This window comes from Telluria sp. Soil_C_11, from assembly GCF_057657395.1.
In genome coordinates, this window is the sequence record NZ_JBDGIN010000007.1 from 254,656 (window position 1) to 270,415 (window position 15,760).

At 65.9% G+C, this 15,760-nt stretch carries 17 protein-coding genes and 1 riboswitch; of the genes, 10 read left to right on the forward strand and 7 right to left on the reverse strand.

Translation table 11 applies throughout. The features are described 5' to 3' along the window. Window positions 1-208 precede the first annotated feature (208 nt). Complete coding sequence (locus AC3A6M_RS14355) at window positions 209-565, forward strand: translation initiation factor Sui1 (RefSeq protein WP_487853393.1); 357 nt, start codon at window positions 209-211, stop codon at window positions 563-565. A gap of 7 nt (window positions 566-572) precedes the next feature. Here AC3A6M_RS14355 and AC3A6M_RS14360 read toward each other — a convergent pair whose 3' ends face one another. From AC3A6M_RS14360 to AC3A6M_RS14375, 4 genes are all read right to left on the reverse strand, one after another. Then, a complete protein-coding gene (locus tag AC3A6M_RS14360) occupies window positions 573-1,352 on the reverse strand; it encodes a molybdopterin-binding protein (protein WP_487853394.1) in 780 nt (259 codons plus the stop codon). Next, entirely contained in the window at window positions 1,349-2,221 is an 873-nt protein-coding gene (locus AC3A6M_RS14365) for a cytochrome b/b6 domain-containing protein (RefSeq protein ID WP_487853395.1), read from the reverse strand. Before AC3A6M_RS14365 ends, AC3A6M_RS14360 begins: the two co-directional genes overlap by 4 nt. A gap of 61 nt (window positions 2,222-2,282) precedes the next feature. Further along, window positions 2,283-2,945 carry an NAD(P)H-binding protein gene (locus AC3A6M_RS14370; protein WP_487853396.1) on the reverse strand — a complete coding sequence of 221 codons (663 nt, stop codon included), beginning with the start codon at window positions 2,943-2,945 and terminating at the stop codon, window positions 2,283-2,285. Window positions 2,946-2,966: 21 nt separating this feature from the next. Then, entirely contained in the window at window positions 2,967-4,646 is a 1,680-nt protein-coding gene (locus tag AC3A6M_RS14375) for an AMP-binding protein (protein ID WP_487853397.1), read from the reverse strand. 97 nt (window positions 4,647-4,743) lie between these two features. Beyond that, window positions 4,744-4,849, forward strand: a riboswitch (TPP riboswitch). A 134-nt stretch (window positions 4,850-4,983) separates the two neighbouring features. Between AC3A6M_RS14375 and AC3A6M_RS14380 the strand changes: the two genes are divergently transcribed. Beyond that, window positions 4,984-6,237 (forward strand): D-amino acid dehydrogenase, encoded by a 1,254-nt coding sequence (locus AC3A6M_RS14380; RefSeq protein ID WP_487853398.1) that lies wholly within the window; start codon window positions 4,984-4,986, stop codon window positions 6,235-6,237. A gap of 34 nt (window positions 6,238-6,271) precedes the next feature. Beyond that, on the forward strand, window positions 6,272-7,096 hold the full coding sequence (locus AC3A6M_RS14385) for an alpha/beta fold hydrolase (RefSeq protein ID WP_487853399.1): 825 nt from the start codon (window positions 6,272-6,274) through the stop codon (window positions 7,094-7,096). 5 nt (window positions 7,097-7,101) lie between these two features. Here AC3A6M_RS14385 and AC3A6M_RS14390 read toward each other — a convergent pair whose 3' ends face one another. Beyond that, on the reverse strand, window positions 7,102-9,306 hold the full coding sequence (locus AC3A6M_RS14390; RefSeq protein WP_487853400.1) for an OsmC domain/YcaO domain-containing protein: 2,205 nt from the start codon (window positions 9,304-9,306) through the stop codon (window positions 7,102-7,104). A 546-nt stretch (window positions 9,307-9,852) separates the two neighbouring features. Between AC3A6M_RS14390 and AC3A6M_RS14395 the strand changes: the two genes are divergently transcribed. Beyond that, complete coding sequence (locus AC3A6M_RS14395; protein WP_487853401.1) at window positions 9,853-10,386, forward strand: DVUA0089 family protein; 534 nt, start codon at window positions 9,853-9,855, stop codon at window positions 10,384-10,386. A gap of 60 nt (window positions 10,387-10,446) precedes the next feature. Here the strand turns inward: AC3A6M_RS14395 and AC3A6M_RS14400 are convergent, their stop codons facing one another. Continuing rightward, a complete protein-coding gene (locus tag AC3A6M_RS14400) occupies window positions 10,447-10,695 on the reverse strand; it encodes a YkvA family protein (RefSeq protein ID WP_487853402.1) in 249 nt (82 codons plus the stop codon). Window positions 10,696-10,946: 251 nt separating this feature from the next. Here AC3A6M_RS14400 and ftsZ point away from each other — a divergent pair, with 251 nt between their 5' ends. Continuing rightward, window positions 10,947-12,089, forward strand: a complete 1,143-nt coding sequence (gene ftsZ, locus AC3A6M_RS14405; RefSeq protein ID WP_487853403.1) for a cell division protein FtsZ — start codon at window positions 10,947-10,949, stop codon at window positions 12,087-12,089. Window positions 12,090-12,150: 61 nt separating this feature from the next. On the opposite strand, the gene AC3A6M_RS14410 is transcribed toward ftsZ, so the two are convergent. After that, window positions 12,151-12,576, reverse strand: coding sequence for a hypothetical protein (locus tag AC3A6M_RS14410; RefSeq protein WP_487853404.1), 426 nt, complete (start codon window positions 12,574-12,576; stop codon window positions 12,151-12,153). Between the two features lie 308 nt (window positions 12,577-12,884). Here AC3A6M_RS14410 and AC3A6M_RS14415 point away from each other — a divergent pair, with 308 nt between their 5' ends. From AC3A6M_RS14415 to AC3A6M_RS14435, 5 genes are read left to right on the forward strand one after another with little or no spacing between them, the layout of a single operon-like run. Continuing rightward, window positions 12,885-13,226, forward strand: a complete 342-nt coding sequence (locus tag AC3A6M_RS14415; protein ID WP_487853405.1) for a metalloregulator ArsR/SmtB family transcription factor — start codon at window positions 12,885-12,887, stop codon at window positions 13,224-13,226. Then, on the forward strand, window positions 13,216-13,647 hold the full coding sequence (locus tag AC3A6M_RS14420) for a YeeE/YedE family protein (protein ID WP_487853406.1): 432 nt from the start codon (window positions 13,216-13,218) through the stop codon (window positions 13,645-13,647). Before AC3A6M_RS14415 ends, AC3A6M_RS14420 begins: the two co-directional genes overlap by 11 nt. Window positions 13,648-13,657: 10 nt before the next feature. Further along, complete coding sequence (locus AC3A6M_RS14425; protein WP_487853407.1) at window positions 13,658-14,095, forward strand: YeeE/YedE family protein; 438 nt, start codon at window positions 13,658-13,660, stop codon at window positions 14,093-14,095. A 13-nt stretch (window positions 14,096-14,108) separates the two neighbouring features. Then, the gene (locus AC3A6M_RS14430) at window positions 14,109-14,909 is read left to right on the forward strand and encodes a sulfite exporter TauE/SafE family protein (protein ID WP_487853408.1); all 801 of its coding nucleotides are present in this window, start codon (window positions 14,109-14,111) and stop codon (window positions 14,907-14,909) included. Window positions 14,910-14,937: 28 nt separating this feature from the next. Beyond that, window positions 14,938-15,639 carry an MBL fold metallo-hydrolase gene (locus tag AC3A6M_RS14435; RefSeq protein ID WP_487853409.1) on the forward strand — a complete coding sequence of 234 codons (702 nt, stop codon included), beginning with the start codon at window positions 14,938-14,940 and terminating at the stop codon, window positions 15,637-15,639. Window positions 15,640-15,760 lie beyond the last annotated feature (121 nt).

Sequence of the window (15,760 nt, forward strand, 5' to 3'; positions counted from 1 at the left end):
TCTCTGGCAGAGGACGCGAAAAAGTATGTTTACCTTTCGATTCAGTCACTTGGTTTGCAAGTTCCATGATGTGGAAAGCCGTCCTGTGCAACGGAATCCCGCGCCGCGCCCGGACCGGCATCGACTTCACGATGTGAAACAGGGTTTGGCGGTGTGAAAAATGCCCGCTACACTCGCGTGGTTCACACCCGACATTCCAGAGCAAGACATGAAACATCGTTCAGAGGGCGGCCTCGTCTATTCCACCGACGGCGGCCGCATGTGCCCCGCATGCCGCCAGCCCGTCGCGGACTGCGCCTGCAAGGCGAAGGCCGCGCCCGCGGGCGATGGCCTGGTACGCGTATCGCGCCAGACCAAGGGCCGGGGCGGCAAGAGCGTCACCCTGGTCAAGGGATTGCCGCTCGATCCCGTCGCGCTGGCCGCGCTGGGCAAGCAACTGCGCACTGCCTGCGGCTCAGGCGGAACCGTGAAGGATGGCGTGATCGAAATCCAGGGCGATCACTGCGAACGGATCATGGACGAGCTGAAAAAACAGGGGCACCAGCCGAAGCGCGCGGGCGGCTGAGGCTGCGTCAAATGCCGGCATACCATTCGTAGCCCTGGTCTTCCCAATAGCCGCCCTTGCCGCCGCGCAGTCCGTCCAGCCGCTCGACGACCTCGATCCGCATCAGGTACTTGGCCTGCTTGTAGCCGAGCTGGCGTTCGACGCGCAGGCGCAGCGGGGCGCCATTCTTGACCGGCAGCGGCTCGTCGTTGAGCGCATAGGCCAGGATGGTCTGCGGGTGCACGGCCTCGAGCAAGTCGATGCTTTCGTAATAGGTCGAACCGGGCGCCTGCACGTCCGAGCCATCCATCGGGTCGGCGCAATGGAACACGATGTAGCACGCCGCCGGCAGCGGCTGCACGCGCGCCAGCACCTGCCGCAGCGGCACGCCGGTCCACTTGCCGATCACGCTCCAGCCCTCGACGCAGTCGTGGCGCGTGATCTGGGTACGCGGGGGCATCGCCTGCAGCTCGGCCAGGCTGTACTGCGCCGGCCGGGCGACCAGTCCGCCCACCTGCAGCCGCCAGTTTCGGAACTGGCCGGCCAGCAGTTCCCGGTACAGGCGGCTGTCCGGCATCGCCGTGCCGTTGCTGCGGAACTCGTCGGCGATGTCGTCCTCGCCGAATTCCTGCGCCATCGCATCGACCCCGGTCACCAGCCGCTGCGCGCGCCAGCTCAGGAACTGGGCGCTGCGCAGCATGCCGTTGAACGCGTCGCTCGCCGCCAGCCGGTCGCAACCGGCCAGCGCGCCCGGCAGCGCCGCGCCGAGCGCGAGCCGCAGGAAGCGCCGCCGCCGCATCGCCGTCATGGCCCGCCCTCCTCGTGCTCTTCCCGCGGCAGGCGGTAGTAGCCCGTGATCATCGAACGCAGGTTGTTCCACAGGCCGGTCACGATCACCTCGAACACGTGCACGGCGACGAAGGCGAGCAGCAGGAAGGCCGCGATGAAGTGCAAGGTGCGCGCGGACTGGCGGCCGCCGAGGATGTCGACCCAGCCGCCGAACAGGGTGTCCATCCGCGGCGACATGCCGAGGCCGGCCAGCACGATCAGCGGCAGCAGGACGAAGATCACGGCAAGGTAGGTCAGGCTCTGCAGCACGTTGTAGCGCTTGGCGGCCTCGCCGGTCGGATGGCGCAGCAGCAGGTGGTCCCTGATCGAGCCGCCGATGCCGCGCAGCTCCGCCTTGCGCGGCAGCAGGTCGCGCCGCAGGTGGCCGCTGAACAGGGTGAACGCCACATACGCGATCCCGTTCAGCACGAACACCCAGGCGAAGAACAGGTGCCAGTTGCGCGCCGTGGCCAGGTATTGCTGGCCCGGAATCGTGGCCCAGGACGGGAAGGCCCGCCCGGTCTTGCGCGCCGCGCCAGCGACGCGCGAGGCGCCCAGCACGCCGTCCGTGTCGAACACCTGCGTGCCGACCTGGGTGAAGCCGTGCGGCTCGCCGTCCGGCCCGGGCCGGGCAGTCATGGACAGCAGCGGCGCTTCGAAGTCCGAATCCCTGCCCCAGTACAGGTGAGGATGGGCGTTGAAGATGCCGAGACCGCTCATCAGCATCAGGAAGAAGCTGACCACGTTAATCCAGTGCATGACGCGGATCGGCAGCCGGTGCCGGTAAAACATCCGGCGCCGGTCTGCCGCTGCTGCGGCCGGGCTGGCTCGAGAGGTGAATCGGTGCATGGCGCTGCCTCCGAATGCGCCATATTCTACGCCCGTTCAGGCGCCGGCACGAATGCGTTCGTCAGCCTTCGGCGCCGATCCTGGCGAGTTGGTCCGAGGCCAGGACGACCACGCCCTTCGCCTGCGGCACGGTCCTGACCAGCGAGTGCGCCACGGCCCGCGCGTGCACTGGGCGGTAAGTTCCGGGCAGGACCGGCGCGAGCAGTTTCCCGATCGGGATCGCGATCCTTTCGCCGAGCCGCGGCGGCTGTCCCAGTCCGTCGCGGTGGTCCAGCAGCAGCGAAGGCCGGGCGATCACCAGCGCCGCCAGGTCCATGGCCTCGAGCGCCTCTTCCAGCTCGCCCTTGACGCGGTTGTAGAACACGGAAGATCCCGCGTTCGCGCCTGCCGCGCTCACCAGCCCGATGCCGCGGACACCCGCGGCGAACGCGGCCCTCGCCACCGCGAGGTTGGCGTCGAAGTCGACCGCACGGAACGCCTGCTGGCTGCCGGCCACCTTGATCGTCGTGCCCAGCGCGAGATAGGCCTCGTCGGCCGGCGGCAGTTCGGGCAGGCGGCGGAAATCCACGAGATGCACGCGGAGCCTGGGGTGCTGGAGTCGCAGTGGCCGGCGGCTCAGTGCGTGCACCTGCGCGACCGTCCCGTCGGCAAGCAGGGACTGCACGATCAGCCCGCCAACCAGACCCGTGGCGCCGGCGACCAGCACCGTCCGTCGTGGTGGCATGTTACGTTGGTCCTGCATCGCTCAGGCGCCCAGTCCGAGCTCGTCCCTCACCTGCTCGCGCAAGAGGTACTTCTGGATCTTGCCCGTCACCGTCATCGGGAAGGCCGTCACGAAGCGGACATGGCGCGGGATCTTGTAATGGGCGATCTGGCCGCGGCAGAAGTCCTGGATCTCTTCGGCGGTGGCGGTTTGCCCGGGACGCAGGATGATGCAGGCGCACAGCTCCTCGCCGAATTTCCGGTCGGGCACGCCGACGCACTGCACGTCCAGGACTTTCGGATGACGGTACAGGAACTCCTCGATCTCGCGCGGGTAGATGTTCTCGCCGCCGCGGATGACCATGTCCTTGGAGCGGCCCACGATCGACGCGAAACCCTCGTCGTCGATGACGGCCAGGTCGCCCGTATGCATCCAGCGTGCGGCATCGATGGTGTCGCGTGTCTTTTCCTCGTCTCCCCAGTAGCCGAGCATGACCGAATAGCCGCGGGTCAGCAGTTCGCCCTTGACGCCGCGCGGGACGATCCGTCCGTCGCCGTCGACGATCTTGACCTCCAGGTGAGGGTGCACCCGGCCGATGGTCGTGACGCGCAGCTCGACCGGATCGTCGACCGAGCTCTGGAACGACACCGGGGACGTCTCCGTCATCCCGTAGGCAATCGTAATTTCCGCCATGTGCATCCTGCCGATCACCCGGCTCATCACCTCGGCCGGACAGGGCGAGCCGGCCATGATGCCGGTCCTGAGCGTCGACAGGTCGTAGCGCGCGAAGTCCGGATGGTCGAGGACGGCGATGAACATGGTGGGCACGCCGTGCAGGCCGGTGCAGCGTTCCGCCTGCACCGTCTCCAGCACCGCTTTCGGATCGAAGCTCTCGCCCGGGAAGACCATGGTGGCGCCGTGCGTGACGCAGGCCAGGTTGCCGAGCACCATGCCGAAGCAGTGGTACAGGGGCACCGGGATGCACAGCCGGTCGCGCTGGCTCAGCTTCATCGCCTCGCCGATGAAGAAACCGTTGTTCAGGATGTTATGGTGGCTCAGCGTCGCCCCCTTCGGCGCGCCCGTGGTGCCCGAGGTGAACTGGATATTCACCGGATCGTCGAACTGCACGCCGTCCTGCACGCGGGACAGCTTTTCCAGCTCTTCCGCGCTGGGCGGCGCCAGCAGCTCGTCGAAGTTGAACATGCCGGGCGTCGGATCAGGGCCCAGGCGCACCACGTGGCGCAGGTGCGGCAGCCGCGCCGACTGCAGCTCGCCCGGCCTGGAATGGTGGATTTCCGGGACCACGTCCTGGACCATGCCGATGTAATCGCTCGACTTGAACGCGGGCGCCAGGACCAGGGCGCTGCACTGCACCTTGTCGAGCACATACTCCAGTTCGGAGCGGCGGTAGGCCGGATTGATGTTCACCATGATCAGGCCGGCGCGTGCCGTCGCAAACTGGACCAGCACCCACTCGGCGCAGTTCTGCGCCCAGATCCCGACCCGGTCGCCGGGCTGGAGCCCCAGCCTGAGCAGGCCGGCGGCCAGGCGCGTGACCCGCTCGTCGAATTCGCGCCAGGTCCAGCGGATGTCCTGGTGACGCACGACCAGCGCCTCGTCGTCGCCAAAGCGCGCCGCGATGCCGGCCAGGTGCACGCCGATCGACTCCCCGATCAGGGGCACCTCGTGCGCGCCGTGGACGTAGCTCAGGGTTTGCTGCATGCCTGTCTCCTTGTCGTTCTCTGGTGCCCGTGAGCTTATCACGTTGCCAATCGCGCGGATCGTGCGTACACTGCCCACCGTCGTTTCGACAGAGACGGCACAACGCTGGGGGTCCTGCATCGTCGAGCACGGCGCGCGGGTGAGAAACACCCTTCGAACCTGATCTGGGTAATGCCAGCGAAGGGAAGCTCGAGCAGCCTGCGCGTGTCCGCCACACGCATGCGCCGCCACTCCATTCGCCGGATCCCGATCTTCATCGCGATGACCGAGGAGTGCACATGAACGCCGATCCGAATTCCTGCCTGCCAGCGTCCGCCCGCCATGGGGCGGTGTACCGATGAAGGTCATCGTGCTGGGAGCCGGCGCCGTCGGGACCGCGTCGGCGTGGTACCTGCGGCAGGCCGGCCACGAGGTGACGGTGGTCGAGCGCCAGCCCGGCCCCGCGCTCGAGACCAGCTTTGCGAACGGCTGCCAGATCTCGGTGTCGCATGCCGAGCCGTGGGCCAATCCCGCCAGCCTGCTGAAGGTGTTGCGCTGGCTCGGCCGCGAAGATGCGCCGCTGCTGTTTCGCCTGCAAGCCGACCCGCTGCAATGGCGCTGGTGCCTGCAGTTCGTGCGCGAATGCGCGCCCGCGCGCGTGGCCGCGAACCTGCGCCGCATCGTCGCGCTCGCCGACTACAGCCGCCGCAGCCTGCAAGTCCTGCGCGCGGAAACCGGCATCGACTACGACTGCCTGACCCGCGGCATCCTGCATTTCTATACCGACCAGGGCGAGTTCGATCGCTCGCGCCATGCAGCGGAAGCGATGCGCGAACTGGGCTGCCCGCGCATGACGGTCGACGCCGACGAGGTGGTACGGATCGAGCCGGCCTTGCGCGCGGCGCGTCCCAGGCTGGTGGGCGGAGACTACACGGCCACCGACGAATCCGGCGACGTCCACCAGTTTACGTCCCGGCTTGCCGCCAGGGGCGAAGCCGCCGGGATCCGCTTCCGCTACAACATGACCGCGACCCGCCTGCTGGCCGGCGCGGGAAGCGTCCAGGGCGTGGAAGCCATCGATGGCGAAGGCCGCTACCAGGCGCTGCATGCCGACGCCGTGGTGGTCGCCCTCGGCAGCTTCTCCCCGGCCCTGCTGGCGCCGCTGGGAGTGCGGCTGCTGATCTATCCCGGCAAGGGCTATTCCGCCACCTACCCGATCGTGGACGCCGCCGCGGCCCCGACGGTGTCGCTGACCGACGACGGTTGCAAGCTGGTCATGTCGAGGCTCGGGTCGCGGCTGCGGGTGGCCGGCACCTGCGAATTGGGCGGCTATTCGCGCGAACTGAACATGGTGCGCTGCAACGCGATCACGCTCCGCGTGCGCGCGCTGTTTCCCGATGCCTGCGACTACGATCGCGCCAGCTACTGGGCCGGCCTGCGGCCGCTGACGCCATCGAACGTGCCGTATGTCGGCAGGACGCGCCTGCCGAACCTGTACCTGAACACCGGCCACGGCACGCTCGGCTGGACCATGGCCTGCGGCTCGGGCCGGGCGCTGGCCGATATCGTCTGCGGCCGCCGGCCCGAGGTCGACTTCACGTTTTGCCGATGACCGCTATACTTGCGTCTTTTTGGCGAAGCACCCGATGGAAACTGGCAGTGAACTGGCGCTCATCGCGCATCTCGAGCGTATCGCGGAACGCCACCTGGTCGAACACGAAGGACGCATCCTGTGCTGGCGCGCATTCGGCGCCGGCGCCCCGCTGGTGCTGCTGCACGGCGGGCACGGCTCATGGCTGCATTGGGCCAGGAATATCGAAGCCCTGTCCGCCTCGCACCGCGTGCTGGTGCCCGACATGCCCGGCTATGGCGACTCGGATGCGCTGCCGGCGGGGAGCGGCTACGGCGACATCGTCGATGCGATCAAAGCCTCGCTCGACAACATATTCGGCGCCGGCGCGGCCTTCGGCCTGGCGGGCTTTTCCTTCGGCGGCGTGATCGCCGGATGCCTCGCGGCCCGGCACCCGGGCGTGCGCCGACTAGCCCTGCTGGGCGCGGTGGGACATGGCCTGCGCCGCCGCCAGCCGGGCGCGATGCGCATCTGGCAGGACGCCGCCGACGAACAGACCATGCTCGCGCACCTGCGGCACAACCTGGGGGTGCTGATGCTGCATGGCCCGATCGACCCGATGGCGCTGGAGATCCACCGCCGCTCCTGCATCCGCACCCGTTTCGAGAGCAAGAAGACCTCGATGAGCCCGGCCCTGTCGGAGGCCCTGGCCGGGCTGGAGATCCCGGTCCTGATGCTATGGGGTGAACACGATCCGACCGGCGACCCCGCCGAAGTCGGGCCGCTGTGGTGTGGCGCCCGTGCCGAGCGCACCCATCACGCGATTCCCGCCGCCGGGCATTGGGTGCAGTACGAGGCGGCGGATGAGGTCAACCGCCGCCTGCTCGACTGGTTCGCCTGACGGCTTCAGCGCGATGCAGCCGCCGCCTTCGCGCGCGCCTTGTGCAGCTTCCTGTAGCTGTCCATCAGGCGGTGGTGGCGGTCGAGTCCTTCCAGCTGCATGCTGGTCGGCGCCAGGCCGAAGAAGCGCACGCTGCCGTCCACCGAGCCCAGCACCGCGTCCATGCGCGGATTGCCGAACATGCGGCGGAAGTTGACGACGTAATCTTCCAGTTCCAGCTCGTCGTCGAGCACCACTTCCAGCACCGCATTCATCGCCTGGTAGAACAGCTTGCGCTCGACCGTGTTGTCGTTGTACTGCAGGAAGGCGCCGACCAGCTCGTGCGCCTCTTCAAAATTCTTCAGGGCGAGATTGATCAGCAGCCGCAACTCGAGCACCGTCAGCTGGCCCCAGTCCGTGTTCTCGTCGAACTCGATGCCGATCAGCGTCGCGATGTCGGAATACTCGTCCAGCTCGTTGTTCTCCAGGCGCTCCAGCAGCGCCGCCAGTGCGGCATCGTCCAGGCGGTGCAGGTTCAGGATGTCTTCGCGGAACAGCAGCGACTTGTTGGTGTTATCCCAGACCAGGTCTTCGACCGGGTAGATCTCGGAATAACCCGGCACCAGGATCCGGCAGGCGACGGCGCCCAGCTCGTCGTACACCGCCATGTACACCTCCTTGCCCATGTCTTCGAGAATGCCGAGCAGGGCCGCGGCTTCCTCGGCATTGGCGTCGTCGCCCTGCGCCGTGAAATCCCACTCGACGAAATCGTAGGCCGCCTTGGCGCTGAAAAAGCGCCACGACACGACGCCGCTGGAGTCGATGAAGTGCTCGACGAAGTTATACGGCTCCGTGACGGCCTCGCTCGCGAAGGTCGGCGCCGGCAAATCGTTCAGGCCCTCGAAGCTGCGCCCCTGCAGCAATTCCGTGAGGCTGCGTTCCAGCGCCACCTCGAAGCTGGGGTGCGCGCCGAAGGAGGCGAACACACCGCCGGTGCGCGGGTTCATCAAGGTCACGCACATGACCGGATAGGCCCCGCCCAGCGACGCATCCTTGACCAGCACCGGAAAGCCCTGCGCTTCCAGTTCCTGGATCCCGGCCACGATGCCGGGGTATTTCGCCAGCACCTCCTGCGGCACGTCCGGCAGCGCGATCTCGCCTTCCAGGATCTCGCGCTTGACTGCCCGTTCGAAGATCTCGGACAGGCATTGCACCTGCGCTTCGGCCAGCGTGTTCCCGGCGCTCATGCCATTGCTGGCGTAGAGGTTTTCGATCAGGTTGGACGGGAAATAGACCGTTGCACCGTCCGACTGCCGCACATAGGGCAGCGACACGATACCGCGCTTCGCATTGCCCGAGTTGGTGTCGACCAGGTGCGAGGCGCGCAGCTCCCCGTCCGGGTCGTAGATGCCGAGGCAGTACTCGTCGAGGATCTCCGCCGGCAGCGCATCGCCGGGACCGGGCTGGAACCAGCGCTCGTCCGGATAATGCACGAAGGCCGCGTTGGCGATCTCCTCGCCCCAGAAGGCGCCGGCATAGAAATGGTTGTTGCTGATGCGCTCGATGTACTCGCCCAGGGCCGAGGCCAGGGCGCTTTCCTTGGTCGCGCCCTTGCCGTTCGTGAAACACATCGGCGAATGCGCATCGCGGATATGCAGCGACCACACATTCGGCACGATATTGCGCCACGACGCGATTTCGATCTTGATGCCCAGCTCCGCCAGCAGGCCCGACATGTTCGCGATGGTCTGTTCCAGCGGCAGGTCCTTGCCCGGGATATAGGTAGCCGCGTCGCCGGCCGGCTGCAAGGTCAGGAGGGCCTGGGCGTCGGCGTCCAGGTTGTCCACTTCTTCGATCACGAACTCGGGACCGGCCTGCACCACTTTTTTCACGGTACACCGTTCGATCGAGCGCAGGATGCCCTGGCGGTCCTTTTCGGAGATATCCGGCGGCAGCTCCACCTGGATCTTGAAAATCTGCTGGTAACGGTTTTCCGGGTCGACGATATTATTCTGCGACAGGCGGATGTTTTCGGTCGGGATGTTCCGGGTATTGCAGTACAACTTCACGAAGTAAGCCGCACACAGGGCCGACGACGCCAGGAAATAATCGAAGGGGCCTGGCGCCGAGCCATCGCCCTTGTAGCGGATAGGCTGGTCGGCGATGACGGTGAAGTCATCGAACTTGGCTTCGAGGCGCAGCTTGTCGAGGAAGTTGACTTTGATTTCCATGGAAGAATTCCAAAAATGATGCGAACAATGATATCGGGCCTGCGCGATCGGACGATCGGCCATTCAAAACATAAAGCCCTGTGAGGACAGGGCTCTAGCGGTCAATCAGCGGCGGGAAGCAAGGCCATCGGACGTGGCGGCCTCGAATGAACAAGCGCGGCTCCGCCAGGCAATGGGGATGACAGGACAGTATCCGTCGGTGGCGCATTCCCGAATGGCACCGGACGCCTATTATAAGGCCAAGCGCCGCCCGGCCGGCTGAAAACCCATCCTCTCTTCCGCCGCGCCGGGGCAAGCCACCTTGAATCGCGAGCTTTATCCTTGCAACGCGACTTCTTGTGTCGAAGAAATTTACACTTTCACCAGGCAAGAACGTTCGCCCGCCCGAGGATTCGTGCAAATACATTTCCAAAACAATAAGTTATAAATACTGAAAGTTCCTGGCACGGATCATGCTCTACGTTTCCGACAGGAATACCAGAACTACCGCGGAAGCGCTGGGATGTCCTGAGGACAGTGAATTCATCAATCAAAAAGGGGAAGTAAATGAAAGTTGGCAAAGCAATCGGACGTCACCCAATCCTTCGCACGATCTCGGCCTGCGTGCTCGCCGCCGCATGCTCGGTCTCGGCCCACGCGACCACGCTCACGACCAGCGGCACCCTGCCGGATGAGCCACTCGGTGCCTATCAACTGTACAACTTCGACGTCACGGCCGACGGCACCACTACGCTGTTCCTGGACGGCAATACGGATGCCTGGCTCGGGGTTTTCTCCGGTACCAACGTGATGAGCAATGCCACCTTCATCGCGCAGGATGATGACAACGGCGGCAATCTGGACAGCTTCCTGAGCCTGAACCTGGCCGCCGGCAGCTACACGGCCTGGATTACGACCCACGGCAGCTTCTGGAACACCAACACGAACGCGATTTCCATCAACCACGACCACACGCCGATGGCTTACACGCTGACGATCAATGGCGAGGTTGCGGCTGCCGATGTTCCCGAGCCGGCTTCGATGGCCTTGCTGGGCCTGGGCCTGGCCGGTTTCGCCGCAGCACGCCGCCGCAAGGCCTGATGCCGCATGCTCCCGGCAGGTGCGCCTGCCGGGGCACACCCGGGGATGCGCACGGCATCCTCAGGCAAACCTGCCCATCCGGCGCGTGCTGGCGAAGCCCTGGGTGATCGGCACCGGAAGCAGCTTCAGCAGGTAATGCAGGGCCAGCGGGACCAGCACCATATCGTCGACGGCGCCCAACAGGGGGATCGCCAGGTTGAACGGGGCCAGCGCATACAGCAGCAGGCCGGCCGTGACCGGCAGCAGCCAGCCCGGACGGGCATCGTGGCGCAATGCGAACCACAAGAGGCGAAGGTCCGCTTTGCTCATACGCCACATCATCAGCAACAGTCTTTTCACCGGATTCCCCTTCCCAGGCAGTAGACCGCCAATGTGCGGCCGAAGTGCGCGCACACAAGGTCCTCTCCATTATGCATGGCGCATACGGCCTTTTTCCGGCATTGCACGCACTTTTACAAATGCTTTCGCCTGTAACGTTTACAAGCTTTCGTACACAGGATTTAACAAGTAGTCTGTTGGGCTCAGCAGTAGCAAGCGCAATTTTCTATACGGAGTCTTCCTTGTCCGAACCAATCAATCCCCAACCGAAGACGGTCATCAAGATCATCGGCGTCGGCGGCGCCGGCGGCAACGCCATCAATCACATGGTGTCCTCCGGACTGGCCGACTTCGAATTCATCTGCGCGAATACGGATGCGCAGGCGCTGTCGAACACTGCCACCGAAATGCGGATCCAGCTCGGCGAGAGCGGCCTCGGCGCCGGCAGCGACCCGGTGGTCGGGCGCGAAAGCGCGATCCGCGAACGCAGCATCATCGCCGACGCGCTCAAGGGCGCCGACATGGTGTTCCTTACCGCCGGCATGGGCGGCGGCACCGGCACCGGCGCCGCGCCCGTGATCGCGGACGTGGCGCGCGAGCTGGGCATCCTGACCGTCGCCGTGGTGTCGAAACCCTTCGAATTCGAAGGCCCGCGCCGGACCCGCGTGGCCGAGGAAGGCATCGCGGTGCTGGCGCGATGCGTCGATTCGCTGGTCATCGTCCTGAACAGCCGCCTCGAGGAAGTGCTGGGCGACGACATCACGCAAAAGCAGGCCTTCGCCGCCGCCGACGAGGTGTTGAGCAAGGCCGTGACCGGCATCGCGGAAATCATCGCCGTGCCCGGGATGATCAACGTCGATTTCGAGGACGTCCGCACGGTGATGCGCCAGACCGGCATGGCGATGATGGGCTCCGCCGAGCATTCCGGCGCCGACCGCGCCGTCAAGGCGGCCGAGGAAGCGATCTCCTGTCCCCTGCTCGACGGCAAGAACCTGCGCGCCGCGCGCGGGGTGCTGGTCAACATCTCCGCTTCCGAGGAAACGCTGAAACTGCGGGAAACCAAGGAGGTCATGAACGCCATCTGCGCGCAGACCAGCGATGACGCCATCATCAAGTTCGGCGCGGTCTTCGACGAGTCGCTGGGCGACGCGATGCGCGTGACGGTGGTGGCCACGGGGCTGAAGCGGCCCAGCGATTTTACCGGCGGGAAGCGATCCCTGATGTCGCGCCTGGTGCCGGGCAGCGGCCTGGGGCCGGGCTCCGCCAGCCAGGTACGCGGCGGCGTGCGGGAGAGCCAGTCGGTGCTGCGCCAGCCGGGGTCCAGGACGGTTGCGCGGCCGGCGCAGCAAGCGCCTGTTGCCGGCGGGGACGACCAGCGGGCCTGATCAGGAAATGAGCGCAAAACAGGCTGTTGACCATTCGTGCGGTGATCAGCGGCCTTTCTGATTACGCGGCCACTCGCCTGGCGCCAACGATCGTCAAGGCGCCGTCCGCGTCATGGCCCGCACATGGTCTGCCCGGCCCGCGCGCCAGCCATTGAAGCCCGCCACCGATCCGGGCACGAGGAACAGCGCGCCGCACCAGGCCAAGCCGCCGGTCGCGTCGCGTATCAAGCCGACGACCAGCGGGCCGAGGGCAGCCAGCAGATAGCCGACATTGCGCTATGCTGGACAGCTGCGCCGCGATGTGCGGATCGCCCGCGCGCAGCACGATGACGGTCATCGCCGCCGCGATCGGGCCGCCCTGGCCGACCCCTTGCAGGGCCGCCCACAGCCAGACCGTGGACAGCGGCGCGAACAGCAGCCCGGTCAGCGCCACCACCGCGATCGCGCACAGCGCCACCTTGATCAGTCGCTGGTTCTTGCCGCGCACGCAAGATGCGGCACCGCCAGCCAGGCCATGGCCTGGATCATCATCGACATCGGCACCACGCTGCCCGCCGCCAAGAGGGCGCAAGCAGGACCAGCACGCCGAACAGGGTCTTTTCGACCCCTCGACAGCCTCGGAACTCGGCGAAGCCTGCAACGAAAAGCCCGCCAACCTGACCCGGATCTGCGACGGGCTGGCCGCCAAGGAGCTCGCCAGGCGCGGTCGTTAAAGCACCCAACTGCGACAATCCCTGATACTATATATTATGATATAATGTATTCTTGTAGATTGTTGGCGAAAGGGTTGGCCTTATGCCGCCGAATCAAGAGAAACTCGATTTGAAAGAAATGCAGGCTGCCGCGACGGAAGCATGCGCCCTGCTGAAGACACTTGGCAACCCCGACCGCCTGTTACTTTTGTGTCAACTGACGCAAGGCGAGTTCTGCGTTAGCGAATTCGAAACCATGCTCGGCATCCACCAGCCCACGCTCTCCCAGCAGCTTGGCCTCCTGCGAGAGGAGGGCCTGGTCAACACGCGGCGCGAAGGCAAGCAGATCTATTACAGTCTTGCGAGCAAGGAAGCGACTGCCGTCATGCGCGTGCTCTACGAACTTTTTTGCACCAAAGAACAGAAAGACCATCATGACCATTGACTGGCTTCACTTTACGCCGTGGACGTCGCTCGCCGGAGGCCTGTTGATCGGGCTGGCCGCCTCGGGTTTCGTCCTGCTCAACGGCAGGATCGCCGGCATCAGCGGCATCCTCGGCGGCCTGCTGCGCCCGCTGCGGGGCGACATCGCCTGGCGCCTCGCCTTCCTCGCGGGCCTGGTCGGTGCGCCCTTGGCCTATGCCCTGTTTTTCGCCTTGCCTGAAGCCCACATCGACGCCGGCGACGGCGCCCTCGCCGCGGCCGGACTGCTGGTCGGGCTGGGTACCCGTTACGGCTCGGGCTGCACCAGTGGCCATGGCGTATGTGGGCTGTCGCGTCTGTCTCCGCGCTCGCTGGCGGCGACCTGCGCGTTCATGCTGGCGGGCTTCGTCACTGTATTCGTGCTGCGGCACGTCCTTGCTTGAGGAGCGAAAGATGTCGATCATTAGCGCGTTCATCGTCGGCCTGGTATTCGGAATCGGCCTGATCGTCTCGGGCATGACCAATCCCGCCAAGGTCCAGGGCTTCCTCGACCTGGCCGGCGACTGGGACCCCTCGCTGGCCTTGGTCATGGGCGGTGCCATCCTGGTCGGCCTGGTCACTTTCCGCTTCGCCGGCAGGCGCGAACGCTCGCTGCTGGGCGAAGCCATGCGCTTGCCGACCGCCACCGTGATTGATCGCCGCCTGGTGCTTGGAGGCCTCGCGTTCGGCGCCGGCTGGGGACTGGCCGGCTTCTGTCCAGGTCCAGCCCTGGCTTCGCTCTTCAGCAGCGGTAGCAAGGGGATGATTTTCACCGGCGCCATGCTGGCCGGGATGCTCGTGTTCGAAGTCCTGGAGCGCCGCGTCGTCGCCGCGAGGGCACGCACCACCTGACCGGAGGCAACCCATGCTGACCTCGCTGACGCTCGGTCTCGCGGTCGGGCTGATCCTCGCCCTCACCGGGGCCGGCGGCGGCATCCTCGCCGTGCCGCTGCTGATATTCGGCACCCATATCGTGGTGGCGCAAGCGGGACCGATCGGCCTGATGGCGGTCGGTATGGCGGCTGCGCTGGGCGCCAGCCTCGGCTTGCGCGCCGGGCTGGTGCGCTATCGCGCGGCGCTGTTAATCGCGGTAACCGGTATGCTGTTCGCTCCCGCCGGCCTGTGGCTGGCGCACCGGATCGACAATCGCTGGCTCGGCGTGCTGTCCGCCCTGGTGCTGCTGTATGTGGCGATGAACACCTTCCGCAAGTCACGCGGCACCCAGGCCATGGCAGCCGACGGCCGGACCCGGCCGCCCCCGTGCGTGCGCGGGTCCGGTACAGGCCGCTTCATCTGGACTGGCCCGTGCGCCCGTGCACTTGCCCTGTCCGGCGCGATTGCCGGCCTGCTGTCCGGCTTGCTGGGCGTGGGCGGCGGCTTTGTGATGGTGCCTGCGCTGCAGCGCCATACCGACCTGGCGATGCAGCCGGCCGTGGCGACTTCGCTGGCCGTGATCGCGCTGATCTCGACGGCCGGGGTGGTCACCAGCGCAACCAGCGGCGCACTCACGTGGAGCATCGCCCTGCCCTTTTCCGCCGGCGCGCTGGCCGGCATGGTGGCCGGCCGCACCCTGTCGGCGCGGCTGTCGGGCCTCCATCTGCAAAAGGCTTTTGCAGCCGTATCCACCGCCGTTGCGGTGGGCATGATCGCCAAGGCAATTCTGTAATTCCCAATCGACGCCCCGGGAGCACACCATGCACCTCAATCCGATCCAGCTGTTCGACACCGAATCATCGACCTTCACCTATATCCTGGCCGCTCCCGGAAGCCCGGACGCAGTCATCATCGACCCTGTCGACCGCCACTGGGAGCGCGACCTGCGCCACCTCGAACGTCTCGGCCTCAAGCTGGCTTACGTGCTCGAGACGCATGCCCATGCCGACCACGTCACATCGGCCGGCAAGCTGTGCGGGCTGACAGGAGCGAAAGCGGCGGTTCCCGGCGGTTGCGGGATCGCCGCCGCGCAAACCCAGCTCAATGAGGGCGATATCGTCCGCTTCGGCAAAGGCGAGACCATTGAAGTCCTGCATACGCCGGGCCACACCGCCGGCAGCATGAGCTATGTCTGGCGCGGCAACGCGTTTACCGGAGACACGCTGCTGATCGACGGCTGTGGCCGCACTGATTTCCAGAGCGGCAGCGCCGACGCACTGTACGATAGCGTGACGCGCAAGCTGTTCACCCTGCCCGACGACACCCGCATGTGGCCAGGACACGACTACAAGGGTCAGTCGGTGTCGACAATCGGCTGGGAAAAGCGCCACAATGCCCGTCTCGCGAACCGCAGCAAGGACGCGTTCGTGAAGCTGATGGGTGAGCTGAACCTGCCCAGGCCCAGGCTGATCGATGTCGCCGTCCCGGCCAATCAGCATCTTGGACTTCCCCACGGCGCCTGAAGCAGCCCGCCAGCTTCGGCACCGGAGCGCCCGTACGCGGCCCCGTTCCAGAAGATGTTAATGTCGAACTACCCAGATCATGGAGCTGACATGCATACCTTTCCCGACTTGATCGACTCCT

What these genes read in the sequence shown, in the direction of transcription:
- AC3A6M_RS14355 (WP_487853393.1), top strand. Translation starts at nt 209, where the DNA reads ATGAAACATCGTTCAGAGGGCGGCCTCGTCTATTCCACCGACGGCGGC.
- AC3A6M_RS14360 (WP_487853394.1), bottom strand. Translation starts at nt 1,352, where the DNA reads ATGACGGCGATGCGGCGGCGGCGCTTCCTGCGGCTCGCGCTCGGCGCG.
- AC3A6M_RS14365 (WP_487853395.1), bottom strand. Translation starts at nt 2,221, where the DNA reads ATGCACCGATTCACCTCTCGAGCCAGCCCGGCCGCAGCAGCGGCAGAC.
- AC3A6M_RS14370 (WP_487853396.1), bottom strand. Translation starts at nt 2,945, where the DNA reads ATGCCACCACGACGGACGGTGCTGGTCGCCGGCGCCACGGGTCTGGTT.
- AC3A6M_RS14375 (WP_487853397.1), bottom strand. Translation starts at nt 4,646, where the DNA reads ATGCAGCAAACCCTGAGCTACGTCCACGGCGCGCACGAGGTGCCCCTG.
- AC3A6M_RS14380 (WP_487853398.1), top strand. Translation starts at nt 4,984, where the DNA reads ATGAAGGTCATCGTGCTGGGAGCCGGCGCCGTCGGGACCGCGTCGGCG.
- AC3A6M_RS14385 (WP_487853399.1), top strand. Translation starts at nt 6,272, where the DNA reads ATGGAAACTGGCAGTGAACTGGCGCTCATCGCGCATCTCGAGCGTATC.
- AC3A6M_RS14390 (WP_487853400.1), bottom strand. Translation starts at nt 9,306, where the DNA reads ATGGAAATCAAAGTCAACTTCCTCGACAAGCTGCGCCTCGAAGCCAAG.
- AC3A6M_RS14395 (WP_487853401.1), top strand. Translation starts at nt 9,853, where the DNA reads ATGAAAGTTGGCAAAGCAATCGGACGTCACCCAATCCTTCGCACGATC.
- AC3A6M_RS14400 (WP_487853402.1), bottom strand. Translation starts at nt 10,695, where the DNA reads ATGAGCAAAGCGGACCTTCGCCTCTTGTGGTTCGCATTGCGCCACGAT.
- AC3A6M_RS14415 (WP_487853405.1), top strand. Translation starts at nt 12,885, where the DNA reads ATGCCGCCGAATCAAGAGAAACTCGATTTGAAAGAAATGCAGGCTGCC.
- AC3A6M_RS14420 (WP_487853406.1), top strand. Translation starts at nt 13,216, where the DNA reads ATGACCATTGACTGGCTTCACTTTACGCCGTGGACGTCGCTCGCCGGA.
- AC3A6M_RS14425 (WP_487853407.1), top strand. Translation starts at nt 13,658, where the DNA reads ATGTCGATCATTAGCGCGTTCATCGTCGGCCTGGTATTCGGAATCGGC.
- AC3A6M_RS14430 (WP_487853408.1), top strand. Translation starts at nt 14,109, where the DNA reads ATGCTGACCTCGCTGACGCTCGGTCTCGCGGTCGGGCTGATCCTCGCC.
- AC3A6M_RS14435 (WP_487853409.1), top strand. Translation starts at nt 14,938, where the DNA reads ATGCACCTCAATCCGATCCAGCTGTTCGACACCGAATCATCGACCTTC.